The sequence below is a fragment of the Flaviflexus sp. genome, from assembly GCF_052087705.1.
Taxonomy (GTDB): domain Bacteria; phylum Actinomycetota; class Actinomycetes; order Actinomycetales; family Actinomycetaceae; genus Flaviflexus; species Flaviflexus ciconiae.
Map to the genome: position 1 here is coordinate 187121 of NZ_JBQCYC010000001.1, position 25768 is coordinate 212888.

Annotated in this window: 19 protein-coding genes and 1 tRNA gene; 9 read left to right on the plus strand and 11 right to left on the minus strand. The window is 61.5% G+C overall.

Features of this window, described 5'->3' with window-relative positions; all coding sequences use genetic code 11:
- Window positions 1-4 precede the first annotated feature (4 nt).
- The 7 genes from treS to glgX all read right to left on the minus strand — a co-directional run bounded on the left by treS (window position 5) and on the right by glgX (window position 9832).
- Window positions 5-1825 carry a maltose alpha-D-glucosyltransferase gene (treS, locus tag ACTHUY_RS00875; RefSeq protein WP_441654316.1) on the minus strand — a complete coding sequence of 607 codons (1821 nt, stop codon included), beginning with the start codon at window positions 1823-1825 and terminating at the stop codon, window positions 5-7.
- Window positions 1822-3912, minus strand: coding sequence for an alpha-1,4-glucan--maltose-1-phosphate maltosyltransferase (locus ACTHUY_RS00880; RefSeq protein WP_441654317.1), 2091 nt, complete (start codon window positions 3910-3912; stop codon window positions 1822-1824). Before ACTHUY_RS00880 ends, treS begins: the two co-directional genes overlap by 4 nt.
- Before the next feature lie 276 nt (window positions 3913-4188).
- On the minus strand, window positions 4189-4710 hold the full coding sequence (locus ACTHUY_RS00885; protein ID WP_441654318.1) for a hypothetical protein: 522 nt from the start codon (window positions 4708-4710) through the stop codon (window positions 4189-4191).
- 270 nt (window positions 4711-4980) lie between these two features.
- Window positions 4981-5343 (minus strand): hypothetical protein, encoded by a 363-nt coding sequence (locus tag ACTHUY_RS00890; protein WP_441654319.1) that lies wholly within the window; start codon window positions 5341-5343, stop codon window positions 4981-4983.
- 238 nt (window positions 5344-5581) lie between these two features.
- Window positions 5582-5938, minus strand: coding sequence for a hypothetical protein (locus ACTHUY_RS00895; RefSeq protein ID WP_126703888.1), 357 nt, complete (start codon window positions 5936-5938; stop codon window positions 5582-5584).
- 466 nt (window positions 5939-6404) lie between these two features.
- Window positions 6405-7529: a tryptophan--tRNA ligase gene (gene trpS / locus ACTHUY_RS00900; RefSeq protein ID WP_441654320.1), complete on the minus strand. Its 1125-nt coding sequence runs from the start codon at window positions 7527-7529 to the stop codon at window positions 6405-6407.
- A gap of 89 nt (window positions 7530-7618) precedes the next feature.
- The gene (glgX, locus tag ACTHUY_RS00905; protein WP_441677233.1) at window positions 7619-9832 is read right to left on the minus strand and encodes a glycogen debranching protein GlgX; all 2214 of its coding nucleotides are present in this window, start codon (window positions 9830-9832) and stop codon (window positions 7619-7621) included.
- 79 nt (window positions 9833-9911) lie between these two features.
- Here glgX and ACTHUY_RS00910 point away from each other — a divergent pair, with 79 nt between their 5' ends.
- The 6 genes from ACTHUY_RS00910 (at window position 9912) to ACTHUY_RS00935 (ending at window position 17192) form a co-directional block, all read left to right on the plus strand.
- On the plus strand, window positions 9912-10742 hold the full coding sequence (locus tag ACTHUY_RS00910; protein ID WP_441654322.1) for an electron transfer flavoprotein subunit beta/FixA family protein: 831 nt from the start codon (window positions 9912-9914) through the stop codon (window positions 10740-10742).
- Window positions 10739-11710 (plus strand): electron transfer flavoprotein subunit alpha/FixB family protein, encoded by a 972-nt coding sequence (locus ACTHUY_RS00915; RefSeq protein ID WP_441677235.1) that lies wholly within the window; start codon window positions 10739-10741, stop codon window positions 11708-11710. Before ACTHUY_RS00910 ends, ACTHUY_RS00915 begins: the two co-directional genes overlap by 4 nt.
- Window positions 11711-12823, plus strand: a complete 1113-nt coding sequence (locus ACTHUY_RS00920; protein WP_441677237.1) for a cysteine desulfurase family protein — start codon at window positions 11711-11713, stop codon at window positions 12821-12823. It abuts the gene before it with no gap.
- Entirely contained in the window at window positions 12820-13911 is a 1092-nt protein-coding gene (mnmA, locus tag ACTHUY_RS00925) for a tRNA 2-thiouridine(34) synthase MnmA (protein WP_441654325.1), read from the plus strand. The genes ACTHUY_RS00920 and mnmA overlap by 4 nt, the downstream gene beginning before the upstream one ends.
- Window positions 13908-14867, plus strand: a complete 960-nt coding sequence (gene nudC / locus ACTHUY_RS00930; RefSeq protein ID WP_441654326.1) for an NAD(+) diphosphatase — start codon at window positions 13908-13910, stop codon at window positions 14865-14867. Before mnmA ends, nudC begins: the two co-directional genes overlap by 4 nt.
- A 333-nt stretch (window positions 14868-15200) precedes the next feature.
- Window positions 15201-17192, plus strand: a complete 1992-nt coding sequence (locus tag ACTHUY_RS00935) for an ATP-dependent helicase (RefSeq protein ID WP_441674822.1) — start codon at window positions 15201-15203, stop codon at window positions 17190-17192.
- On the opposite strand, the gene ACTHUY_RS00940 is transcribed toward ACTHUY_RS00935, so the two are convergent.
- A complete protein-coding gene (locus ACTHUY_RS00940; RefSeq protein WP_441654328.1) occupies window positions 17187-18101 on the minus strand; it encodes a hypothetical protein in 915 nt (304 codons plus the stop codon). The two genes, ACTHUY_RS00935 and ACTHUY_RS00940, sit on opposite strands and share 6 nt — an antisense overlap.
- A 424-nt stretch (window positions 18102-18525) precedes the next feature.
- Window positions 18526-19923: a zinc-dependent metalloprotease gene (locus ACTHUY_RS00945; RefSeq protein ID WP_441654329.1), complete on the minus strand. Its 1398-nt coding sequence runs from the start codon at window positions 19921-19923 to the stop codon at window positions 18526-18528.
- A 126-nt stretch (window positions 19924-20049) separates the two neighbouring features.
- Here ACTHUY_RS00945 and ACTHUY_RS00950 point away from each other — a divergent pair, with 126 nt between their 5' ends.
- Window positions 20050-21153, plus strand: coding sequence for a YlbL family protein (locus tag ACTHUY_RS00950; protein ID WP_441677238.1), 1104 nt, complete (start codon window positions 20050-20052; stop codon window positions 21151-21153).
- A 272-nt stretch (window positions 21154-21425) separates the two neighbouring features.
- Here ACTHUY_RS00950 and ACTHUY_RS00955 read toward each other — a convergent pair whose 3' ends face one another.
- Window positions 21426-21986, minus strand: coding sequence for a PPA1309 family protein (locus ACTHUY_RS00955; protein WP_441654331.1), 561 nt, complete (start codon window positions 21984-21986; stop codon window positions 21426-21428).
- 100 nt (window positions 21987-22086) lie between these two features.
- Between ACTHUY_RS00955 and ACTHUY_RS00960 the strand changes: the two genes are divergently transcribed.
- Both ACTHUY_RS00960 and ACTHUY_RS00965 read left to right on the plus strand, forming a co-directional pair.
- Entirely contained in the window at window positions 22087-25164 is a 3078-nt protein-coding gene (locus ACTHUY_RS00960) for a UPF0182 family membrane protein (protein WP_441677240.1), read from the plus strand.
- A 178-nt stretch (window positions 25165-25342) separates the two neighbouring features.
- Window positions 25343-25416 (plus strand) — tRNA-Met (locus ACTHUY_RS00965).
- Here ACTHUY_RS00965 and ACTHUY_RS00970 read toward each other — a convergent pair.
- Window positions 25376-25705 carry a helix-turn-helix domain-containing protein gene (locus ACTHUY_RS00970; RefSeq protein WP_441677343.1) on the minus strand — a complete coding sequence of 110 codons (330 nt, stop codon included), beginning with the start codon at window positions 25703-25705 and terminating at the stop codon, window positions 25376-25378. The two genes, ACTHUY_RS00965 and ACTHUY_RS00970, sit on opposite strands and share 41 nt — an antisense overlap.
- Between the last annotated feature and the right edge of the window lie 63 nt (window positions 25706-25768).

Sequence of the window (25768 nt, forward strand, 5' to 3'; positions counted from 1 at the left end):
TGTGCTATTCCTTCTCTAGGGGCTGGATCGGGGAGGGGACGGCAGCCGCTTCGAAGCGGTCTTCGCGGGGCTCCACCTTGGCGGGCATGCCGTCCACCGGTGCTGCTTCCACGAGTTCCGGGGAGGACACGGTGAGCCAGAAGAAATCGCGCGAACCCAGCGTTGCCAGGTAGGTGGCGTCCTCCGTGATATTCGGGAAACCGGCTCCGCCGAACACGTCTGTCGTCCGCCAGTTCCCGTAGCGTTCCGGCAGATTGATTGTTGCCGCACGGGGCGTGTTTGCCATGTTCATGACGCACAGGACGGTTTCGTCCTCGTCGTACCGGAGGTAGGCGAGAACGGCCTCGTTGTCGGTGGGCAGAATCTCGAAGGCACCGGAGCCGAGCACCGGGTGCTGCTTGCGGATCTCCAGCATGCCGCGCGTCCAGTGCAGGAGCGAGGAGGGCTGGACCAGCTGCGATTCAACGTTGACGGCCTGATAGTGGTAGACGAGCGACTGGATGGGAGGCAGGTAGAGCTTGCCCGGGTCGGCGGTGGAGAAACCGGCGTTGCGGTCCGGTGTCCACTGCATGGGGGTGCGTACGCTGTCGCGGTCTGGGAGCCAAATATTGTCTCCCATGCCGATCTCGTCGCCGTAGTACAGGCACGGTGAACCCGGTAGCGACAGGAGCAGGGCATTTGCCAGTTCGATCTCGGGCCGAGAGTTACCGAGCAGGGGAGCGAGGCGCCGGCGGATACCGACGTTTGCTCTCATGCGGGGATCCTCGGCGTACCAGCCGTACATGGCCGCGCGCTCCTCGGTCGACACCATTTCGAGCGTGAGCTCATCGTGGTTACGGAGGAACGTGCCCCATTGGGCACCCTGTGGAATGTCAGGGGTTGCTGCCAGGATTTCCTTAATCGAGGTGGCCCGCTGTTCGCGCAGCGAATAGTAGATCCTGGGCATAACGGGGAAGTGGAAGCACATGTGGCATTCGGGGGCTTCGTCCGTGCCGTAGTATTCGACAACATCTTCCGGCCACTGGTTGGCTTCCGCGAGGAGAATGTGGCCGGGGAATTCCTCGTCCATCATTTTCCGCAGGGACGCAATGAATGCGTGGGTTTGCGGGAGGTTCTCGCAGTTCGTGCCCTCTTCCTCAAAGAGGTAGGGGATCGCATCAAGACGGAAGCCATCAACCCCGATGCGGCACCAGTAGCGGAGCACATCGAAGATGGCTTCCTGTACGGCCGGGTTCTCAAAGTTCAGGTCCGGCTGATGGGAGAAAAAGCGGTGCCAGTAGTATTGGCGGCGCACCGGATCAAACGTCCAGTTCGATGCCTCTGTGTCGATGAAGATGATGCGAGCATCCTCGTATTTCTCATCCGTATCGGACCACACGTAGAAGTCTCCGTAGGGACCATCCGGATTGGCCCGGGAGGCCTGGAACCACGGGTGCTGATCGGAAGTGTGGTTGATGACGAGGTCGATGATGATCCTGATCCCGCGGGCGTGCGCCTCGTCGACGAGCTCCGTGAAGTCATCGATCGTCCCGTACTCCGACTTGATCGCCGTGTAGTTCGAGATGTCGTAGCCACCGTCCCTCATCGGGGAGGGATAGAACGGCGGGATCCAGATGCAGTCAACGCCGAGCCACTGGAGGTAGTCGAGCCTGCTGATAAGGCCGCGCATATCGCCAATACCGGACCCGTTCGAGTCGTGTATCGCACGTAGCAACGCTTCGTAGAAGACAGCAGTCTCGTACCATTTTGGATCGTCGCTCAGTCCGGGGCGTCCGAGGTCGCCAAACGGGGAGGAGTTGGTTGTTACAGAAAGTGATGAAGTCACGGAATCCTCACTGACAGGATGTGGGCAGCCGAGCCATGGGGATCGAGGCGGACGAAGGGCCGCTGCCCCCACTCGAATGTCTGCCCCGTCAGCTCGTCGTCAACGATGATAGAACCGCCATGATAATCATCTCCGAGGCCCAACGTCGAAAAATCAAGATCGATGAGAGCGTCGTGGGTGATAAACGGATCGAGGTTCAGGGCAACAATGACAGTGTCCTGCTTGCCTTCGCCGTCCCTCATCTTCTTCGAGAAGCAGATGATCTTGTCCGACGTTGTCGGATGGATCGTCACGTTACGCAGGCGCTGCAGTGCCGGGTGTGCGGCACGCACGGCGTTGAGCTTCGTCAACAGCGGGGTGATTCCCGTGGAGTCACCCAGGCCGTAGTCGCGCGACTTGAACTGGTACTTTTCGTTGTCGATTTGCTCCTCGGCACCCGGGCGCGCAATGTTCTCCGCGAGCTCATACCCGGAGTAGATACCCCACGTCGGAGCGCCGGTGGCAGCGAGAATAGCGCGGATAGCGAAGGCGGGAACGCCACCCCTTTGCATGTAGGGCGTGAGAATGTCGTGCGTGGTTGGCCAGAAGGCCGGGCGGACCAGGTGATCGGTCTCGTAGGCGAGCTCCATGAGATACTCTTCGATCTCGGTCTTCTCGTTGCGCCACGCGAAGTAGTTGTACGACTGGTGGAAGCCAATAGCGCCGAGCGTTTGCAGCATCGGGGGCTTCGTGAATGCCTCCGCAAGGAAAATGACATCCGGGTACGTCTCGCGGAACTCCGCAAGGAGTCGTTGCCAGAACGGGAGTGGCTTCGTGTGCGGATTGTCGATGCGGAACAGGGTCACTCCGTGATCCGCCCACAGCGCCAGCATGTCCCTGATTGCGACATAGATCCCCTCGGGATCGTTGTCAAAGTTCAGCGGATAAATGTCCTGGTATTTCTTCGGTGGGTTCTCCGCGTAGGCAATCGTGCCATCGAGCCTGGTCGTAAACCATTCCGGATGTTCTGTCACCCAGGGGTGATCGGGGGAGGCCTGGAGAGCAATGTCGAGAGCAACCTCGAGATCGAGCTCGCGGGCGCGAGCAACTAAGCGGTCGAAGTCCTCGAAGGTACCGAGATCGGGGTGAATCGTGTCGTGCCCGCCGTCTTCCGAACCTATGCCGTAGGGCGAACCGGGGTCGCCCGGCTCCGCCGTCAGCGTGTTGTTCCGGCCCTTCCTGTTTGTTGAGCCAATCGGGTGGATCGGGGTCAGGTAGGCGACGGTGAAGCCCATAGCCTTAATGCGATCCAGCTCCTCCGTGGCGGTCTTCAGGGTGCCGGGTACCCAGGTGCCGTCCGGGCGCTGGAATGCTCCCGCGGAGCGGGGGAAGAACTCGTACCAGGAGCCGTACAGGGCAAGCTCCCTGTCAACGTTCACCAGGTAGTCGGCAGAGTAGGTCATCATGTCCCGCAACGGGTACCGGGACAGCGCATTATGGACGGCGGTTGTGAGACCGTGCGTAAGCAAGGAGGCGGGCGTGCCCTCGCCCTTCATAGCGTCGGCAGCCGCCGCGAGCGTCGTGCGTTCCGCAGAATCCGCCGGTGCATTCTCGGCTGCTTGAGTGAGGACAGCAATTCCTTCGTCGATCATGAGCCGCTCGTCGACACCGGCCTCGATCTTGACGGTCGCGTTGTGCTCCCACGTGCGATAGGGATCGGACCAGGATTCAATGTGGAATGACCAGGTGCCGGTCGCGTCCGGGACCACCCAGCCTTCGTAGCGGTTGAGCCCCGGCTTCGTGTCGACCATGCGTACGCGCTGAGCCTCGGTGCCGTCGGGGCGCGTCAGCACCGCTTCGGCACTGAACTCGTCGTGGCCCTCGCGGAAAACGGTTCCACGTACGGGGAAGGCTTCGCCGACGGTGGCCTTCGCGGGCCACCTGCCGTCCTCAATGACCGGCGATACGTCAATAATCGGAATGCGGCCGACGGGTGCGAAAGCCGCGCGCCGCGGGCGTGCCGACTCAGTCGGCGTATCGGTAGAAACAGTACGACGATCCTGGCCTGCAGGCTTCCGGGTATCCCGGGAATTGCTTGAAGTAGTCACGGCATAACCCTATCGAATACCTGTGATCTAGGTTGCATGATTGCCCGTGATTGCGCCAAGCATGAAATCGCTGGGGAAGTGTGCGGGCGCTGTTAGGGGACAGGGAGAAGCAAGTGGGGAGGGAGTAGGGGTAGGGAAGTTCTAAGCGCCCTTTGTCGACACCACCGCAACCCAGCGCGGCGGGTGTCAGGAACGACCTTGTTGGACTTGGTTTATGGGGAAGTCGCTCGTTTAGGAACCGTCTCGTTGGATGAAATGTGCGGTGCCGTACACGAATTAATCCGCGGTGATCAGTTCGCCGCAGGTGGTGGTGGCCTCGTTGAAGATAGCGGAATCTTCAACGCTCAGTTCCGCATTGAGGTCAGCGTCGGCCAGTGCCTGCAGGGCGTCGGCGGACAGGGTGTCATAGACCTGGTCGGTGATGCAGGAGTAGTACTCCTCGAGCACGCCGGCAGCGCTGAGATCTTCTACTTCATCCTCGGCAAGCCCCAGTTCGGCCACGATCATCGTTCGTAGACCGGAGGTGACGTCGTCGTGGCTGGGTAGGCCGGGAACGTCTTCCTCGTCTGCGTCCTCGGACTCGTCTGCTGTTGGGCTGGCCTCGGTGGCTTCTACCGATGGCTCGGGCTGGCCGGGTTGCGGTCCGTCATTGATCCCGGGGCTCAAGCCATCGTCGGTTGGCGACATCGTTGTTTCGGCACTGCCATCGGTAGCAGGGGCCTCAGAGTCGGTCGAACAGCCCGCCGCCACGAGGGGCAGGATGAGCATGAGTCCGGTACGGAGAAACGCTCTAGCCATAAGTTGAGTCCTTTGCTGGTTACTACAGCGACGATACAACGCGCAGAAAACAAAATGGACGAAATGGTGGGGAGTGCTTCCCAGGAGGGGCCGGCGCAGGGAGGTGGGGAGAGAGCAACGGTTCGCGACAGTGGCGCGGTGAGATGAGATCCACTGTCGGGACGACTATGCCCCGCAGCACGCGGCTACGGGGCAAGGCGTTGGAAGGTCAGCGGGTGCAGCTGATGTTTCTGCGTTGATACCAGGTGCGAAAAAATTGTTGGTGACACGTCACATGCCGAGTTCGCCCTGGCAACTCTCGACGGCGTCGGTGACGACCTCCTCGTCTTCTTCGCTGATATCGACCTGAGCCTCGGCATCGCCGTCCGCGACCCCGTTGAGGAGGTCCGCAGATACCTCGTCGTAAATGTCGTCAACAATGCAACTCGCGTAGTTGTCCATCTGCTCGCCCGACACGCCAAAGGATTCGAGAGAGGCCTCATCCATTCCCATCTGGGCAAGCATCTGGTCGAAACCGGCGAGGACGTCTTCCTTCGAGGGCTTGTCGTCGCCGCCGCAGGCGGCAAGGCCGAAGGGAAGGGCAAGTGCCAGACCCGTTACAACGAGTGAGCGCTTCATGGTGTTGCTACGCATTTTGTCTCCTAATGGAAGTGCAAGTAGTTGACGGCCGGTGAACAAGGTAGTTAAAAGCTGTGCGGGCCGGACAGAAGTCCGGCCCGCACAAGGGTCTAGATGGCCTGCATGCTGATGCGATGCATCAGGGCTGGCGCAGTTAGACAGGGCGGCTTAAGCAGGAGTAGTGAACGGGCAGACATGGCGATAATAACCGCCACCGAACGTCTACTCATTGCTCTTCCGCCTTAGGCCGTTGTTAGAAGCCGAGCTCGGAGGTGCAGGCCGTGGTGGCGTCCTGGAAGACCTCCTGGTCCTCGGACGGCAGCGAAGCATCCGGGTTGTTGTCGGCAAGAGCGTTGAGGGTGTCGTTCGAGACGTCATCGTAGATGCCGTCGACGATGCAGTTGAAGTAGTCGTCGACGATGTCGCCTTCGACGCCGAGCTGCTCGAGGTCCTCGGTGCCCATGCCCTGGTCGGCGAGCATGGAGTCAAGGCCGGCGCGGACGTCTTCCTTGGAGGGCTTGTCGTCGCCACCGCAGGCTGCAAGGCCGAACGGAAGAGCGAGGGCGAGGCCTGCTGCAACGAACGAACGCTTCATGGTGTTGTTACGCATGTGATTCTCCTTGAACTCCGCCATGGAAGCGGATCGTAAGCAATTTCGAGAACGAGAATACATGGAATTTCCAGGTACGCGAATGGCAAGTAGGCAATGTTTGCCGTAAAAACCCGGGACGAAGGTCTTATGTCCCCATGCCGGAGTAACGGCGAACCCTCATCTTTATTTCGGGCGATCGCGTAAAAGCCCTGGTGACGCATGGTGTTTCCGAGATTTCCATCGTCGGTTGATTGTTCAATTATCTGTCGTTTGATGGTCGTGGGTAGTGCCCGGGGGAGTTCGGCCCAAAGTTCCCGAAGTTGGCGTGGCGCGAGCCTGGAGGGTAAACGGACGGTGATATGACGGAGGTGGGACAGCGCCCTGTACGGGTTGCTGTCCCACCTCAAAGAGTGTGAAAAGCGGGGGCTATTTCGGTGGCAGGAATCGACCTTCGACCGCGTTATTATCCGCTTCGGTTACCTCTTTACAGGTACACCATCTGGAGGGCTTCGTGGACCTCTCGGAGGGTCTCTTCTGCCTGGGCGTTGGCCTTTTCAATTCCGGCCTTGAGAACGTCACGGACGTAGTCCTGGTTGTTCTCGAGTTCGGTTCTGCGGGCACGGATCGGGGCCAACATTTCGTTGATTGCCTCGGTGGTTACGTTCTTGAGGGTTCCCCCGCCTCCGTTGCCGATCTCGTCGGCAACCTCGACCGGGTCTTTACCGGTGGCAAGCGCCGTGAGTTGGACGAGGTTGGAGACCTCGGGACGGTTCACCGGATCGTAGGTGATCATCCGCTCCGAGTCGGTCACGGCCTTCTTCAGGCGCTTCGCCGTCTCGTCGGCAGTCATGCCGAGCTCGATCGTGTTGCCGCGCGACTTCGACATTTTCTGGCCGTCAAGCCCAAGAACCGAGGGTGCCTCGGATAGGAGTGCCTGCGGTCGGGGGAAGATCGGGTGCTTGGCGCCCTTGGCCCGGCCGTAGCGCTTGTCGAAGCGCTGGGCGATGACGCGGGCCTGTTCGAGGTGGGGCAGCTGATCCTTACCGACCGGCACAATGTTGGCCTTGCAGAACAGGATGTCCGCTGCCTGGTGTACCGGGTAGGTGAGGAGCAGGCCGGACATGGGGCGACCACCCGTCGCATCCAGCTCGGCTTTAACCGTGGGGTTACGACGCAGCTCGGAGTCCGTGACGATCGACAGGAACGGCAAAACCAGCTCGTTGAGAGCAGGGATCTGCGAGTGCGGGAAGATCACCGCGTTCTCGGGGTCGATTCCGACGGCAATGTAGTCGGTGACGAGCCCATAGACGCGATCCCGGATCTCGCCAACGGCGTCACGGTCCGTAATGACCTGGTAGTCGGCGACGATCAGCCAGCTTTCGACACCCGCGTTCTGCAGTTCGACGCGGTTGCGGAGCGAGCCAAAGTAGTGGCCGAGGTGGAGATTGCCGGTGGGGCGGTCTCCGGTCAGCATCCTGAACGGGGAGGCGTCCTCGGTGATCTTCTGCTTGAGCTCGTCGCTGACCTGCTCCGCGTGGCGAAGCGAGGCCGCGTCCATCGTCGACTCGAGATCCGTTGGTTCGAGATCGGTGGTGTCGTCACTGGACATGGGTGATCCTTTCCGGTGGTTACCGGTTGTGCTACTGATCGGGGCCCGGAGCTACCGGAATAGTTACGGGCCGGTGTTGCGGGACTAGTTTAGGCAGGGTTCGATAGGTAAAGACGAATCGACTGCGCTTCGAGAACGATGCTCGAGCCGGGTAGCTTGCGCTCGCGGAAACCGTTTGGCCGGGGCATGGTCGAGTCCCAGGCAAGATCGAAGGGCCTGCCGCGTCCCACGGGGAACGTGAACTCGGTGTCCTTGTTCAGTCCGTTGATGAGGATAAGGGCATCGACGTCTCGGCCCAGTCCGGACCGTAGCATCTGGAAGGTGCGCGAGGATGGCTCGAACCACTTCCACGCCGGCATCTCCTCACCGTCCCGGTCGATCCAGGTGACGTCGGGTAGCGGGTCTCCGTTGCGCGGAGTTCCGGTGAAGAACCCGGTGGGTCGGAATACGCGATGTTCGCGGCGCAGTCGCAGCAGGTAGGACACGGTTGCCTGGAAGTCTTCCTGCCAGGGCGTGAGGCGCCAGTCGATCCACGACAGGCTGTTATCCTGACAGTACGGATTGTTGTTTCCGAACTGGGTGCGGCCAATCTCGTCGCCTGCCGTCAGCATCGGAGTGCCGGCCGAGAACAGGAGGGTGGACATGAGGTTCCTCATCGACTTCTGCCGCTCCTTGCTGAGGAGCGTGTCGGGGCCTTCGGTGCCGTGGTTCCACGACCGGTTGTCGTTCGTGCCGTCCCGGTTGTCTTCTCGGTTTGCCTCGTTGTGCTTGTGGTCGTACGTGACGAGGTCGTGCAAAGTGAAGCCGTCGTGGGCGGTAACGAAATTGATGGAGGCGAAGGTACCGCGTCCCCCGGGGACGCGGCCGCGCGAGAACAGGTCGGCGGAGCCCGAGAGCCTCGTGACCATCTCGCGGGAGTCGCCGGGACGGTGACCGTTCAGCATGGTGCGCTGGTCGGTCAGCCAGAATGACCTGATTGCGTTGCGGAACCGGTCGTTCCAGTCGGCCATGGGGGAGGGGAACTGCCCGGTCCGCCACCCGTTGTGCCCAAGATCCCAGGGCTCGGTGATGAGCTTGCGGGTACGCAGGACCGGATCGGTCGTCATCGCGACAAAGAAGGGATGGTGGGAGTTGAACTCCCTGCCCTGACGTCCCAGCGCCACGGCAAGGTCGAAACGAAAGCCGTCAACACCGACCTCCTGGGCCCAGTAACGTAGCGAATCCAGCGACATCTGGATGACGCGACGCAGGCGGAAGTCAAGCGTGTTACCGCATCCGGTGACGTCCTCGAAGTCGCCGGGGTTGCCCGGCGCCTGCATGTAGTACGTCGATTCTCCAAAACCTCGCCAGGAGAGCGTCGGTCCGTCGATCCCGGCCTCGCACGTGTGGTTGTACACGACGTCGAGAATGACCTCGATCCCGGCCTCGTGCAGAAGGGACACCATGCCCTTGACCTCGCGGAGAACCGCCGAAAGCCCCTGGGCCTGCGAAGACTTCGTCGCGTAGGAAGGCTCGGGCGCAAAGAATCCGACCGTGTTGTAGCCCCAGTAGTTATCGAGGCCCTTATCGACAAGGAACGGCTCGGGAAGCTTCGCGTGGATCGGGAGGAGCTCGATGGCGGTGATGCCGAGGCGCTGCAGGTGGGCGATGGTGGCCGGGTGGGCCAGCCCCGCATAGGTGCCCCGCAGATGCATCGGCACCCCCGGCATATTCATCGTCAACCCGCGCACGTGCGCCTCGTAAATAACGGTGCGGTCCCACGGCGTGTGGAGCGGGCCCACCTCGCCGTTGTAGGTGTCGTCAACAACAACGGAATGGGGAACGTAGGGAGCGGAGTCCAGCTCGTTGATCTTCCGGGGTCCGGGGACCGGCTGCAGCTCATCGTCGACCTCGTGCGAATAGCAGGCCGGGCCCAAATCGTATTCGCCCGCGACACCGCGACCGTACGGATCAAGAAGTAGCTTCGCCGGATTGTGCCTCATGCCGGCGGCGGGATCCCACCTGCCGTGAACGCGGAAACCATAGCGCTGCCCGGGTCGGATTCCCGGGATAAAGCCGGTCCACACGCCAAGCTGAGGGCCGTTCAGCGCATATCTGCGTTCTCGGAGAGAACCGTCTGGTTCAAAGTCAATCGCGCAAAACTCCACCTGGGAGGCCAGTGCCGCCGTGACGGCGACATCGATGCCGTCGGGATGTACAAATACCCCGAGCTGACTGGCATGGGTGCGCGATTGTGCAGTCGGTTCCGGGGCCCTAGCGGTGTAGCGCTTCGGTTCGATTCGATGGGTCAGAATCTGTGTCACCAGCACATTGTCTCACCTCTGGGTACGCAATTGACCGAAGGTGACATAACCCGTCCGGTCCTGCCCGATAAATCCACCCATGGCGGAGATCTCTTGGGAGAACGAGAGGCCGGGTGGCAATCTAGAGGGTATGAGGATTGTTGTCTGTGTAAAACACGTGCCCGACGTCCAAGCCGAGCGAGCCCTGGGAGAATCGGGCTTCCTTGTTCGCGGTGACGATGATGTGCTGAACGAACTTGATGAGAACGCCGTCCAAGAAGCGGTCAATCTCTCGGGCGGTGACGGCGAAGTTATCGCCGTCTCGATGGGACCGGAGGACGCCGGTGACGGCCTCCGTCGCGCACTTGCACTCGGGGCCGACCGGGCCATCCACATCTGCGATGATCGGGCCGCTGGCTCCGATGTTCTCGCCACCGCGCGCGTCCTTGCTGCGACCATCAACAGGCTTTCCGAGGATGGCCCCATCGACCTCGTCGTCACGGGCATGGCGGCCCTCGATGGCATGACGGCGACGATTCCGTCGGCCCTCGCCGCCCACCTTGACCTGCCCGCCCTCACCCTCGCCAAGACGGCCGAACTGGATGGCACGGCCCTGCGGATCACCCGCACCATGGGAGTGAACGACGAAGTCCTCGAGGCGGACTTGCCCGCGATCCTGTCCGTCACGGACCAGGCGAACGAAGTCATGTACCCGAACTTTAAAGCGATCATGGCGGCGAAGAAGAAGCCGATCGACGAGATCGACCTCGATGATCTTGGCCTTGCGGAGGAACTGGCGGGAGTGGCCGGCTCCGGAACGAAGGTGAAGGCTGCGACGCAGCGGCCCCCGCGCGAGGCTGGCGAGGTCTTTAACGATGCTGGCGATGGTGGCAAGAAGCTTGCCGATTACATTCTTGGAGTGATGAAGTGAAACTCGATACCGTCCTTGTTCTGTCCCGCCACGACGGAGAGAACCTTTCCGAATCGTCCCGCGAGATGCTGACCGCAGCCCGCGAGGTCGCAGACCGAGTGGTCTCCGCAACCTTTGGTGCCCCGCCCGTTGCCGAGCTTGCTCGCTACGGCGCCGACGAGATCCTCGTCGTTGACCCGGATACCGTGACGTCCTCGGGAGCCGACCTCAACCACCCGGCAGTGTGGGCGGCCCTCGCTATCGCGGGTGCCGAGAAGATGTCGCCCCGCGCGATCTTCATGGCTTCCTCCTACCTGGGTAAGGAGATCGCGGCACAGGCTGCCGTCCAGCTCGACTCCGGTGTTGTCACCGACGCCGATTCGGTGAGCGTCGCCGGTGGTCAGCTCACGATCTCCAAGGCCGTGTTCTCGGGAGCGTGGGCAACCGATGGCGAGATCATCCGCGGTATCCCCGTCATAGCCCTGCGGCCCACGGCCGTCGAGGCCTCCGCGACCGATAAGGCCGATGCGGCAGTGACCGATCTGGAGATCACCGTTCCCGAGCGCGCCAAGCGCACCCGCCTTATCTCCCGCACCAAGCGCGAAAACACGGGCCCGAACCTCGCCGAATCCCAGGTTGTCGTCGTCGGCGGCCGCGGCACCGACGGAGACTTCGGCCCGGTGAACGAACTCGCCGAGCTCCTGGGTGGCGCAGTGGGCGCCACCCGCGTGGCCTGCGATGAGGGGTGGATCGACCGCTCCGCCCAGATCGGGCAGACCGGCGAAACCATTGCCCCGAATCTCTACATTGGCCTCGGCGTGTCCGGCGCCGTCCACCATACCTCCGGCATGCTTGCTTCCGAGCGCATCGTCGCCATCTGCGACGACTCCGAAGCCCCGATCTTCGAGATTGCCGACTTCGGCATTGTGGGCGACATCAACGATGTTGTGCCGCAGGCGATCGAGGCGATCCGGGAGGCTGGTCTCTAGGTGGTCTACCTGGACTACGCCGCAACCGCGCCACTTTCCGAGGTCGCGAAGACGGCCTGGCTGGAGGCATCCGCCGTGATCGGCAACGCGTCGGCGATCCACGGGGCGGGTCGCGGTGCCCGCTCGGTCCTCGAGGACGCACGCGAACAGATTGCCGACCTACTTGGCGTGGATGCGGCCGAAGTCATCTTTACCGCGGGCGGGACGGAGGCCGACAACCTGGCGGTCGCTGGCCCCGCCACCCGCGGCAAGGTCCTCACGTCGGCGATCGAGCATCCCGCGATCCGGGAAGCCGCAGAGATCGCCGTCAAGGCGGGTTCCTCTCACGAGGAGATCCCGGTCCTGCCAAGCGGACAGGTTGACCTGGGCGCGCTCGCGGAAATGCTTGATGGCTCTGTCTCCCTGGTGTCGGTCATGGCCGCCAACAACGAGACGGGGATCGTCCAGCCGCTTGCCGAGATCAAGGAACTTGTTGAGAAACATGCTCCCGGTACTCGCCTGCACACGGATGCTGTTCAGGCCGTGGGGTCGATCGATATTCCTGCCGGCTATGCCGTGTCCCTGTCGGGCCACAAGCTGGGGGCACCCGTCGGCATCGGTGCCTTGATTGCGGCCCGTGACTATCCCCTCATCCCACTCGAAGGCGGGGGTGGCCAGGAACGCAAGGTCCGGTCCGGCACCCACAACGTTGCCGGGGCCGCCGCACTGGCCGCGGCCCTGAAGCAGGCGATCCAGACGCGTGCGGAGAGGGCAGCAATCCTTACCGAGTTCGGGGCTAGAATCACCGCGGTTGCTGAGGAATCCGGCGGTAGTAGGAGCGGCGGGGACGTGCCCCGACTGCCCCATATTGTGCACGTGGTTTTCCCTGGAACCGATCCGGAGGCTCTTCTTTTGGGATTGGATATGGCAGGCATTGCCTGCTCGACTGGTTCCGCCTGTTCCGCGGGCGTCTACCGTCCCTCCGCTGTTCTCGCTGCCATGGGATTTGACGATGATGCCTATACTGCTCTTCGGTTCTCCATGGGAGAGGGAACAACGAGCAACGATATTGATCGTCTTGTGGCTGCACTGCCGGGGGCGATCGAGATGGCACGGAAGGCGGTTCGCGCGTGAGGGTTCTGGCAGCAATGTCCGGAGGAGTTGATTCGGCGGTGGCGGCAGCGCGTGCCGTCGATGCTGGTCACGACGTTGTCGGCGTTCATATGGCGCTGTCGAAATCACGAGCCGAGCACCGCACCGGATCACGCGGATGCTGTTCCGTTGAGGACGGCTACGATGCTCGCAGAGCCGCCGACAAGCTTGGGATCCCCTACTACGTGTGGGATCTTTCCGACGACTTTGAAGACACGGTCGTCGATGATTTCCTGTCCGAGTATGCGGCGGGTCGTACCCCCAATCCCTGCGTGCGCTGCAATGAGCACGTGAAGTTTGCGGCCCTCCTCGAACGCGGGCTTGCCATGGGATTCGATGCCGTGTGCACCGGCCACTACGCGGACCTGAGGGACATTGAAGGATCCGACGGGGTCCGCCATGAATTGCACAGGGCGGCTAATCACCCGAAGGACCAGTCTTACGTTCTTGCCGTCATGGGCAAGCAGGTTCTTGGTAATGTCCTGTTCCCGCTCGGCGACGTTCCCACGAAGGACCAGGTCCGGGTTGAGGCGGCCGCACGCGGCCTCGGTGTTTCACTGAAGCCTGACTCCTACGACATTTGCTTCATTGCCGACGGAGATACTCGAGGCTTTCTTCGCAAGAGGCTGGGGGAGAACCCCGGCGACATTGTGGACGAGACCGGCGCGGTTGTTGGGCAGCACCTCGGTGCCTTCGCATACACGGTCGGCCAGCGCCGCGGCCTCGGCCTCGGAATCCCCGCCAAGGATGGTCAGCCCCGTTTTGTCACGAAGATCGACATTGACGGCAACCTCGTTCACGTCGGTCCGGTGGAAGCCCTCGATGTTTATCGCATCGTCGGATCGGACACGGTCTGGCTGGCTCCGGACCTTGATCCCACCGAGCCGCTCCGCGTAGGTGTTCAGGTCCGCGCCCACGGCCGCGAGATTCCCGCTACGGTTCAATCAGTGGAATCGAAGCTCCTGGTCGACCTCGACGAGCCCCTCCGGGGACTTGCCGCAGGACAGTCCGTTGTCGTCTACGACGGCAGTCGGGTACTTGGCCAGGCAACCGTGGAGGAAACAAAATGATTGATGGCGAACTGCCCCTGTCGAGGATTGAACACGATGCTGATGCTCTGTCACGGACCGACCCGGACCTCCTGACCCGCATCACCTCCGGACGCTTCATCCTCGTGCGGGAAAACCAGATCGCCGCCGATCACGAAGGCCTCGTATCGGTCACGGCCGATGACATCCCCACCGACATGCTCACGTGGGATCACGTGTCCTACCTGGGTAAGACCGACGAAACCGCGTGGTCGGCCCTGCACCTTGACACCACGAACTTTGAACTCGATGCCGAAGGCATGCCCTACGGAGACCGCAGGCTCACGGCGCTGCACCACAGGGACTATGTATCCCTGCGCAAGATCGGACACCGGCTGACCGGCCTAGAATCCGGCCTCGCCACCATGGGAACCGCCCTCGGTGCGTGGCGTGACGACCGTAAGCACTGCCAGGCCTGCGGTGGAATCATGGTGCCGATGGCGGGCGGATGGGAAGGGGCGTGCCGAGACTGTAACCTCGTCACCTATCCCAGAACCGACCCGAGCGTCATCATGGCGATCCGGGACCAGGACGACAGGCTTCTGCTCGGCCACGCCTCCAACTGGGAACCCACCAGGTACTCCTGCCTTGCCGGTTTCGTCGAAGCGGGCGAAGCCCTCGAGCACGCCGTTGTCCGCGAATCCTTTGAGGAAGCCGGAGTGGAAATTGGCCGGCTCGAATACTTCGGTTCCCAGCCCTGGCCGTTCCCGCGCTCCCTCATGGCTGCCTTCCGTGCCTGGACCACCAGCACCATCATTGAAGTTGACGGCGAGGAGATCACTCGGGCCCGCTTCTTCTCCCGCGAAGAATTCGCCTCCGAGATCGCCGCCGGCAACCTCACCGTCCCTATGTCTTCCTCGGTAGCCCGCTACCTCATTGAGGACTGGTACGGCGGAACGCTCCCCGTCAATCGGGACGGAACCGGGAACGAGTGGTAATAACCGGACGGCAATTCACGGTCGGAGCGTTTCGTTAGACCGATTCCGATCGGCAACGTCCAAGCCTCAGCCGTCGATTGCCTGTGCGCAGTGCGCACGAGAGCCTCTAGCCCACATAGGGACTAGCAACGGGGGAGATGAAAGTCGGCTCGACCTGCCCGATGCTGAAGGCTAGTGACCCCGATGTTCCCATGGCGATGGTGGATGCGGTCCGATCGTTGGGCCGGGCACTTCGCATGCACACAATAGTCTCCGCGTTGCACCCGGTGCGAGCCGGTGTGGTTGACTCGCGGGAGTGCCCGGTGGGCGTGACACACTGGGCAGGGAGGAAAAATGGACGTAGAAGAACTGCTGTCGGCGCTCGACCCTGACCAGCGACAGGTTGCGGAGAACCTCAGGGGACCCCTCGTTGTGAGGGCAGGTGCAGGCACCGGTAAGACGCGTGCGATCACCTATCGGATTGCCCACGGTGTTCTCGTTGGTGCCTACGAACCCAACCGCGTTCTTGCCGTCACGTTCACGTCCCGCGCCGCGGGAGAAATGCGCTCGCGGCTCCGAGATCTGGGTGCCCACGGCGTCCAAGCCCAAACCTTCCACGCTGCCGCCCTCCGCCAGCTCTCCTACTTCTGGGCCCACGCCGTTGGCGGCCCCATGCCGCAGATTCAAGAATCCAAGGTTGGTCTCGTTGCCCAAGCGGCAGGCCAGCTCGGCATCGGCGTTGACAGAACCACGATCCGTGACCTTGCCGCAGAAATTGAATGGTCGAAGGTGACACTGACCGGCCAGGAAAACTACGTTGAAAAAGCCCGTGCAACCGGGCGCGAGGGAGTGGCCGGGCAAACCCTCGAATCGATCGGCAGGCTTATCGCGGCCTACGAGGAAGCGAAGTCGGCCCGAGGTGTCATCGACTTCGAAGATATTTTGCTCATCCTCATCGGGATCATGGCGGAGCGGGACGACATTGCCCGACAGATCCGCCACCAGTACCGCTATTTTGTGGTCGACGAATACCAGGATGTTTCGCCACTTCAGCAACGCCTCCTTGACCACTGGCTGGGGGAGCGGCGCGACCTGTGCGTCGTTGGCGACGTGTCCCAGACGATCTACTCCTTCACGGGAGCCACCCCCTCCTATCTGCGAGACTTCCGCAAACGCTTCAAGGAAGCTTCCGAGATTGAGCTCGTTCGCGACTACCGTTCCACACCCCAGATCGTTGATGCTGCCAACCGCGTGATCGCCCCGGGGAGGCTCGAAGGCGCTGTCAAACTCCAAGCACAGCGACCGTCTGGCCCCGCTGTTGCCTACCACGACTACGACGATGACGACGCGGAAGCGAAGGACATTGCGAAGAAGATCCTTGCCCTTCAGGAACAGGACGTCCCCCTGTCCGAGATAGCAACTCTCGTTCGCACGAACTCCCAAAGCCAGGCATTTGAAACAGCCCTTGGAGATGCTGGGATCGGGTTTGTCATGAGGGGAGGGGAACGCTATTTTTCCCGCCGCGAGGTCCGAGAAGCCATGGTCATGATGAGGTCCTATGCTCGTTCCGGCGTGGAAAGCACCATGCCCGAAGCAGTGCGTGAGATCGTCACCCAGCTTGGCTGGGCCCGTAAGGCACCAAAGAACACGGGCGCCCAGCGGGAACGATGGGAAGCGCTCAACGCCCTTGTCACCCTGGCCGATGACATCGCGGAAGTACGGGAAGCCGACCTTGCCGGGTTCGTTGCCGAGCTGGAGGAACGCGCCAGTATGCAGAACGCCCCCACGGTCGAAGGTGTCACGATCTCCACCCTCCACGCCGCCAAGGGCCTCGAGTGGGATGCGGTCTTCCTGGCAGGTATGAGCGAAGGCCTTATGCCGATTTCCCTCGCGGAAACACCGGAAGCAGTGAACGAAGAACGCAGGCTCCTCTACGTTGGGGTCACTCGCGCCAGAGAACACCTCTTCGTGTCCTACGCGCACGCACGCTCAGCATCCGGCAGGGGAAACCGAAAGCGCACCAGGTTCCTCGACGGGATCTGGCCCGAAACGGAAAACATCTCCAGAGCCACCCGCAACCGCAGACGAGCAAAGGATGCGGCGCTCGAGTTTGAGCTCAATCATCCAGATGATTTGCGGCTCCTCGAGAGCCTCAAAGCCTGGCGTAAGGCCCAGTCAGCTGAAGAGCGCAAGCCCGCCTACCTCATCCTTGTTGACCGGGTTCTCATGAACATCGCGGCCGCCAAGCCCACCACCATCCACGAGCTTGGCAAGGTCAAAGGCATTGGAACGATGAAGCTCGACCAGTACGGATCGGCAATCCTTCAGATCGTCGACGCCTCATAGGTCCAGCCTGTCGCATCCGCACCGGGGGAACGGCTCGACCGGCTCAAGGTACGGCCATCCGGGAGGCGGCGGTATGTGAAGGATCGACGAGTGCAACCTGGGTTCCAACTCCGGGTGATTAATCAGGTGCATGATTTCGCCAACCACCCAACTCACGGCCTGGAAGGCGCTCGCGGTATCAGCCTCCAAGCGTTGGAAACGGGCGGCCTGATCGGTGAGATGTGGCCAAGCCTCGTCTTCTTTGCTCCGGGCAGACTCAACACATTCGATACAGGGGGAGCCGGTGACGAACGGACCAATCTGGATATCGGCCTCGGCAATGACAATGGGAAGGAACGGGACGTCCTCGGCAAGTGCCTTCCGGGCAATGTGACGCGGATAGGTCCGTGACGATACGGCAACAATGATGGTGGTCGCCGGGTCTTCCTGCCGGGCTGGACGCAGCCGTGGTCGGACTGCGGTGTCGCACGGCTTGCCAAAAGATTCGCTCCCCAGCCAGCGGGCCTGAGATTCGGTGACCGGACTGGGGTCGGTGACGTGAATGCTGGCAAGCCCATACAGGTTAAGGTTCAGGGCTAGGAGGACGCCAACGAGACCCAACCCGTGAATCTCCACCGCGGTACGCGACGCTGCAACAGGATCGAGAGTGCCGGCCCGGCTTGCGGCCCGGTACTCGGCCGCCGACATTCCCATCGGTAATGACTTCTCGAGCACGAGCCCAGAACCCTGCACCGAGTTCCAGATCTTCGCCGCTCGATCGTCGTCAATCCGGTGGGTCCGTGCCCACTGGTCAACGTCCTCTCGGGTGCAGGGGCTTCGAAGGAGATTAAAGAGTCCTTCTTCGCGATGATAGATACCGTCGAAAATGGCCCTGCGCTCCGGATAGAGTCCAATCTGAATAGACGTCAATGAGCGCCAGTATAATCCAAGGCCTTGAGGAATTTGCATAGCCATAGCATAGGAAGGCAAAGGGGATTAAACCGGGCTTTTGATGATTAGCAGGCGGAACTGGTGAATAATGTCCGGAAAATGATCTCTGTGGACTCAGGGGAGTGAATTCGGTGCAGTCACGCTGAGCGATGTAGGAAGCAGAGTAAACGGCCGTCAATGATAGCGAGTCGGCGGAGGAGCTGATCTGAACTTCGGGGACGCCTGCTCCCAGGCGTCCGATGCAAGAATAACCGGATTAGCGATCGGTGGCGGCCGGATCATGCGGTCGATGGGGGCACGCAAGGGTCGGGTGCACGCGATCGTGTGTTGCCTGTCGCCATCCGCTTCAGGGCGTGGGCAGGCCGCATTGACCTGCCCACACCCTGAAGCGATACGAACGGATTTAGTTCGAGGTCGGTGGGAGGGGCTCCTCCGGGCCGGATGGCTTTTCGCCTGCCTCGTCCTCGGCGAAGATGCCTGCCAGCAGATCATCGATTTCCGATTCCAGGTCGGACTCCTGGGTGGTGAAGAACGGCTCGGGGTTATCGAGGTCCTCACTGTCGGGAAGCAGATCGGGGTGCGACCAGAAGTGGTCTCGGGACTCTAGGTCGCCCTTCTCGAGCGCCATCTTCCAGAAAGCTGCTGCCTCGCGGAGTTTGCGGGGGCGGAGTTCAAGGCCAACAAGGTTGCCGAAGGTGACCTCAGCTGGGCCGCCGGTCGCGCGCCTACGGGTGAACATTTCTCGGAGCGCGGCAGCGTCGGGAAGGTGACCTGCGGTGGCGAGGTCGGTGACTTCGCAGACCCAACCCTCGATCAGGGCGAGGATGGTCTCGAGCTGGGTGAGGACGCCCTTCTGATCGTCGGTGGGCGCCGGGTTGAAAACGTCGGTCAGGTCGATCTCAGGCATACCCTGCGGGTTGGACATGTCGATGCCGCGGATTTGCTCCTCGACCGCCGCCATGTCGATGTTGATGTCCCGGGCCCAGGCCTCGATCGTGTCGAGCAGGTAGGCGCGAAGCCATGCGGACGAAGCAAAGAGGCGGGCGTGTGCGTGTTCGCGCACCGCGACATAGAGGAAGACTTCATCCTCGGATGCTTCTAGTTCCTCCGCGAATTCGGTGACGTTGGCGGGGACAAGGGCGGTCGTGTGGCCCTCGACAAACGGTAGCCCGGTATCGGTTGAGCCGAAGGACTGCTTGGCGAGCTCACCAAGGGCAGCGCCGAACTGCATGCCGGTCATTGTTGCCATCATCTGGTTGAGGAAGGTGGAGGCCTGTCCGCCAATCATGGCCTTCATCTCTTCAGGCATTTCCGCAATCTGTTGCTCCATGGCGGTGGAGAACGCACGGTTGAGGTTCGCGGCGACCGGTTCGGTCATGCGGCGGAAGGTCGACTGGGCGTGTGCGATCCAGTCGAGGCGGGACCATGCTTGCTCCGGGCCGTAGGAGGACTCGAGGGCCGTTGCCTCGTTAAGCCACATGTTTGCCAGGGCCAGGTTGCTCTTGACCTTTTCAACGTCCGCGTTGGTCAGGGTGTCGACTCCGTCGCGGGTGATGCTTTCGCGTGCTACCTGCTCCGCGATCTTCCAGTTGACGGGACCGTCGGGGGCTCCGGAAAGCATGGAGCGAAGCTGTCCCATGAGGGCCGAAACATCGGGGCCATTGGGATTCATTCGTGCAAAATTAGCGGGATCGAAACCTTGGGATTCCATGGATGCGATGACCTCGTCGGCGGCCTGGTCGCCGAGGACGGCACGCAGCATGTCTTTCCACTGGTCGTCGCGCGGATCCGGTTCGTTCACAGTTTGCTCCTCTTTTTCTTGTGTCCCAGGCTAATCGAGCAAACTTCTACATGCCAGTATCCGCGCTCAGGGCGAAACGCCCGTCCGGCTTGCGTGATATCCCCGGTGAGGGGGCATGATTGACCCGTGCCCTACCGAGATGACAGCCTTGCCCCGACGCCACCCAGAATCCTTTTGGGTGGCGTCGCAGCGATCGGATTCGGGGCACTTCTGACGTGGCAGGCTTTCATGCCAACCACATATCTTTACCAGGCGCCGGGGCCCGCGCTGTCCGTGACGGAGCTGGAAGGATCACCCGTTATCGTTCTCACGAACACCGATGCTCCTACCTATCCGTCGGAAACCGATCTTCACCTGACCACGGTCTCGACTTTCGGTAATCCCGAGGAGTCGGTTCTCGGCGCGGCAGCGCTCGAGGCATACCTCGATAACGACAAGAACCTGATTCCCGTCCGTGCCCTCTACTCGGAGGAGATCACGACCGAAGAAGTACGAGCATCCAGCGCCGCCATGATGGCAAACTCTCAGATCGATGCGGTTCTCGCAGGCTATGGCCTCGCGGGAATTGAAATCCCCGTGACCCTCACGATGGTGTATGTGGCAGAGGGCTCGAACGCCGAGGGACTTATTGAAGAAAACGATGTTCTTGTCAGCCTGCAGGCCCCCGGCGAGGACGCATACTTCCCGTCGACCTTCCCGCAATTGCGCGAATACCTGGCTGGTATTGAACCCGGCACCCAGCTTGAGGTCACGGTCGAGCGCGGGGGAGCAGAGCGCGTCGTCTCCTTTGAAACGATTGCTCCGACCGACGGTTCTGAAGGCTCGCTCCTGGGAGTCGGTGTGGTTACCGAACCGCAGGAAGGATCCCCGGGAGCCAATATTTCTCTGGAGAACATCGGCGGTCCCAGCGCGGGTCAAATGTTTGCGCTCGAGATCTACGACCAGCTCACCGAGGGTTCGCTCGGCGGCGACAACGTCATTGCCGGCACCGGCACGGTTGACTCACTTGGCGATATCGGGCCGATCGGTGGAATCGAGCACAAGCTGATCGGTGCCCGCAATGCTGGAGCCACCTACTTCCTGGCACCCGTGGAGAACTGCGATGAGGTTATCGGCAACGAAGTCGACGGCATGCAGATCATTGCCGTCGATACCCTTGACGATTCGGTTGAAGCTCTCGATGCAATCAAGGCCGGGGACACCGGTCACCTCCCGACCTGCGAAGGCTAAGAAAAGCTTCCCACGTGGCTCACGAGGACGTGACCGCGGCCGAATAAAGGCTGTGGCTTGGGCGAGCTGTCGGGCAATCGAAGACTTGTTGGCCGCGTGATTGCGGGGGATGTGACGCTCTGGGCCATCAAATAAATTGACGACGTCTGAGACGGAAGTTTCTTCTGCGTTTTAAACACAGTCGCCCCCGACGATGTCGAGGGCGACTGTGTTCGATGCGTTGCGGTGGCGGTTTCGTTGAACGTGACGGTGGGGTTGGCCCCGCGGTTGGACTACTCGAAGGTGGCCTTGAGGGCTGCGACGAGGCCGGGTACGGCGTCGGGGCTACCAACCACGTCGGCATCGTTGTCGTGGGAGCGGGTGCGGACCGCGCACCAGCTGTGCCCCTCACGCATGTAGCCCACCGCCATCCGAACATCCTCGCGTTCGGGATGCTCGGAGAGGGCAATAAGAGCGCGTTGCGGGTCCTTGGGAAGGTCCATTTCCGCGGACGGCGGAACAATGATGCGCTCGGCGACAATCGCCGCGCCGTCCACCTCCCCGGGCCATGCCAGTTGGGCCAGAAGCTCTTCCAGGGTTGACGCCTGGGGGAGGCCCTCCTGCTCGACTGAGAAGAGGGTATTGGGGTCGGTGATCGCGTTGACCGCGACATCGGCGGGCAACTCTTCTGCTAGTTCCGGTGCCTTCTCAAGGGCAGGAACGGCTTTGACGATCGCAAAGATGCGGATCGGAGCGTCCCAACCGTCCGTTGCCACGAACTTCTCAATGTCGGTAACGGCGTCTTTCAGGGCGGCTACCTTCGGGTCAAGGGCCTTGGGTCCATCGTTTTCCATAGGTACATCGTTGCATATGGGAGTTTCCTTACGTGCTTCGTGGCTCCCAGATTGGTGCGATACGGTAGTGGGGTAAATCTTCCGCATTATGGAGAACCCTGTGACAACTTCTTCTTTCCCGAATCGCCCGTGGAGCACGGGCGGAGGCTCCGGGACCACCTCAAGAGCCAATAGCGGCGGCGGGGGCGGAGGAGCCTTCATCCCGACCGTTATTGTCCTCGGCGCCCTGCTTTTCCTCTTCGTCATCACGGCGAATGTCTGGACCGAGGTGCTCTGGTTTGATCAGCTCGAAGCCGTGCGCGTCTTCTGGACTCAGTGGGGAGCGCAGATCGGCGTTGGTGCCGTCGCTACCCTTATCCTCGCCATTGTTTTGTGGCTCAACATGAAGCTCGCGTACCCGGCTGATGGCATTCCCGAGCCGGGGGCAATCAGGAACCGCAATCTTGACCCCTACCGGGACGGCATCAGCAAGTACCAGAAGCTGACCTTCTACGGACTTCCCGTCGTCCTCGGCCTTATTTTCGCGGCAGGGACCGGTGCGCAGTGGCGCACGGTCCTCATGTTTATCAACCGTGAACCGTTTGGCATGAAGGACCCCGAGTTCGGTCTCGATGTTGGCTTCTTTGTCTTCACGCTCCCGATGCTGCAGCTTCTCCTGTCCTTCATGGTCAAGCTCCTTGTCGGCTCGTGGATCGTCGCGCTCGTCATGCACTACCTGTACGGTGGCATCGACCCGACCCAGAAACCGCTGTACGTCTCGAAGAAGGCCCGCATCCACCTGTCGGTCCTTGGCGCGATCTCCTCGCTCGTTGCTGCCGGCTGGTTCTGGCTGTCCCGATACGAGCTCCTCATTGGCGACAACTACCGCTACGCTGGTGCGTCGTTCACCGACGTGCAAGCATCCATCCCCGCTCGCGAAATCATGACCGGCATCTGCGTCATCATCGCGGGTATCTTCGTATGGGTTGCTGTTAAGGGCGTCCTGCGCGTCGCTATCGCAGGTATCGCAGTCGCCGTGATCGCCCAGATCGTGGTGGGCACCGCATACCCGGCTCTCGTCCAGCAGTTCCAGGTACAGCCGAACGCTGTTGAGCTCGAATCGCCATACATTCAGCGCAACATTGATGCGACCCTCGCGGCCTACGGCCTCGACAACATTGATCAGACCACGTACAACGCGGAAACCGAGGCGACCGCGGGCCAGCTCCGCGAGGATTCCCAGTCGACGGCTCAGATCCGTCTGCTCGATCCAAACATCGTTTCGCCAACGTTCAACCAGCTTCAGCAGAACCGCCAGTACTACGGTTTCGCCAGCCAGCTGGCTGTCGACAAGTACGATATTGATGGCGAGGATCGCGATACCGTGATTGCGGTTCGCGAGCTCAACCTCAACGGTCTTGGCGACGACCAGCGCACGTGGGTTAACGACCACACGGTCTACACGCACGGCTACGGCGTCGTTGCCGCCTTCGGCAATACCGCTCAGGACGATGGTCGTCCGGCCTTCTACGAGCAGGGGATCCCGTCCGTTGGTGAGCTCGGCGAGTACGAGCCCCGCGTCTACTTCGGCCAGAACTCTCCGGACTACTCGATCGTCGGTGTCCCCGACGGTGCGGACGCGTGGGAGCTTGACTACCCGAACGATGATGCCCCGAATGGTCAGGTGAACAACACCTACTCGGGTGATGGTGGCCCGAAGATCGACAACATATGGACGAAGCTTCTCTTCGCCACGAAGTTCCGGGACCAGGAGATCTTCTTCTCCGACCGTGTCAACGAGAACTCGCAGATCCTTTACGACCGTGATCCCCACACTCGTGTGGAGAAGGTTGCCCCGTACCTGACACTCGACTCGAAGGCATACCCCGCCGTTGTCGACATGGATGGCGACGAGGAAACGGCCAAGGATCTGGTATGGATCATCGACGGTTACACGACGACAAACCAGTACCCGTACTCGGCACGCGAGTCCCTCGAGGACGCCACGACCACGACGGATCCGAACAGCCAGATCGTTGGCTACATCCCCGAGGAAGTGAACTACATCCGTAACTCCGTCAAGGCCGTTGTGAACGCCTACGACGGTTCGGTCACCCTGTACCGCTGGGACGAGGACGATCCCGTCCTCAAGGTGTGGGACAAGATCTTCCCCGGCCAGCTCACCGACATGAATGAAATGTCGGGCGACCTCATGAGTCACGTCCGCTACCCGGAGGACCTGTTCAAGGTTCAGCGACAGCTGCTTACCCGTTACCACGTGACGGATGCTGCTTCGTTCTACTCCGGTGGTGACTTCTGGAATGTTCCCCCGGACCCGACGGTCGGCGAGGGTGCCACGACGACGGCTCAGCCGCCGTACTACCAGACGCTGCAGATGCCGGGAACGGACGAAGCGACCTTCTCACTGTCGACCTCCTTCATCCCGGGCGGTAACACTGACAGGAACGTCCTCACGGGCTTCCTCGCGGTCAATGCCGATGCCGGTAGCGAAGCGGGAGTCAAGAACGAGGACTACGGCCAGCTCAGACTGCTCGAACTGCCACGTGACCTGACGGTCCCCGGCCCGGGCCAGGTCCAGAACAGCTTCAACGCCAACGCTGACGTCTCGCAGGAACTCAACCTGCTACGACAGGGCGGATCGACGGTTCGTTCCGGTAACCTCCTGACGCTTCCCATGGGTGGCGGCCTGCTGTACGTCCAGCCGGTCTACGTCCAGGCGTCGCAGGGTACCTCGTACCCGCTCCTCCAGTACGTTCTCGTAGCCTTCGGTGATCAGGTTGGATTTGCTCCGACGCTCGACCAGGCACTCGACCAGGTCTTCGACGGAGACTCCGGTGCCAAGGCAGGGGACTCGAACGTGGATGCGGAAGAGCGCGAGGAACGGGCTGAGGACGCAAAGGACGGCGCCACACAGGAGCCGACCGATGATGCGACCGAGCAGCCCACCGAGGAGCCGACGGACGAGCCCACCGAGGACTCGACCGGGCCGACGCAGGTCGTTGGCTCCGCGCAGGAACGCCTCGACATCTCGTTGCGTAACGCACAGGACGCCATGGAGGACTCGCAGGAGGCCATGCAGTCCGGCGACTGGGCAGCTTACGGCGAAGCCCAGGATCGTCTCGATGAGGCGCTCGAGCAGGCAGTCGAAGCCCAGCAGGAGCTCGACGGCGAGAACTGATAATCGCCGCTCCTCGTGAGCACACCAGGGAGGGCATCCGCACACATGCGGGTGCCCTCCCTTCCTAAGTCCGTACACCATAGTCGGCGTGAATTCGCGGAATGTTGCCTGTGTGAGAGGGCTAACGTAGCTCCTGCCTTGAGAATAATCCCAGCCTCACCTAAGATAGAGAAGTCGCCGCGGGGTGGAGCAGTTCGGTAGCTCGCCGGGCTCATAACCCGGAGGTCGTAGGTTCAAATCCTGCCCCCGCAACTGAGTGCGAAGCCTCGGAACCAACAGGTTCCGGGGCTTTCGCCATTTCCACGGCAGATTCAGGCAGTAGAGCCGAGAGCGGCACCTGCAAGAACGCGGCACTCTTTACAAGATCTTCGGCTGACCAGCTGGTCTTTCCAAGCACTTTCCTTGAGAGTGATGACTTGTGGAGGCCAACAAACTCTGCGAGCTCGATCTGCTGCTTTCCTTGTCGGCGGAGCCAAAGGAGAACGTTCTCCCCAATAATCTGATCGACCGTTAGAGACGGTGTGAAGTAGCTAAGCGTCATGCTTCGATTATCGCACCCAGTCGCAACATGTGCAACTAGGCGAGTTTGACAAGCCGTGTCTCA

Bases quoted from the DNA above. Each gene is read 5' to 3' on its own strand.
- ACTHUY_RS00885 (WP_441654318.1), bottom strand. From the start codon at position 4,710: ATGGCTAGAGCGTTTCTCCGTACCGGACTCATGCTCATCCTGCCCCTC.
- ACTHUY_RS00935 (WP_441674822.1), top strand. From the start codon at position 15,201: ATGGACGTAGAAGAACTGCTGTCGGCGCTCGACCCTGACCAGCGACAG.
- ACTHUY_RS00910 (WP_441654322.1), top strand. From the start codon at position 9,912: ATGGCGGAGATCTCTTGGGAGAACGAGAGGCCGGGTGGCAATCTAGAG.
- ACTHUY_RS00895 (WP_126703888.1), bottom strand. From the start codon at position 5,938: ATGCGTAACAACACCATGAAGCGTTCGTTCGTTGCAGCAGGCCTCGCC.
- trpS (WP_441654320.1), bottom strand. From the start codon at position 7,529: ATGTCCAGTGACGACACCACCGATCTCGAACCAACGGATCTCGAGTCG.
- nudC (WP_441654326.1), top strand. From the start codon at position 13,908: ATGATTGATGGCGAACTGCCCCTGTCGAGGATTGAACACGATGCTGAT.
- ACTHUY_RS00890 (WP_441654319.1), bottom strand. From the start codon at position 5,343: ATGCGTAGCAACACCATGAAGCGCTCACTCGTTGTAACGGGTCTGGCA.
- ACTHUY_RS00955 (WP_441654331.1), bottom strand. From the start codon at position 21,986: ATGGAAAACGATGGACCCAAGGCCCTTGACCCGAAGGTAGCCGCCCTG.
- ACTHUY_RS00970 (WP_441677343.1), bottom strand. From the start codon at position 25,705: ATGACGCTTAGCTACTTCACACCGTCTCTAACGGTCGATCAGATTATT.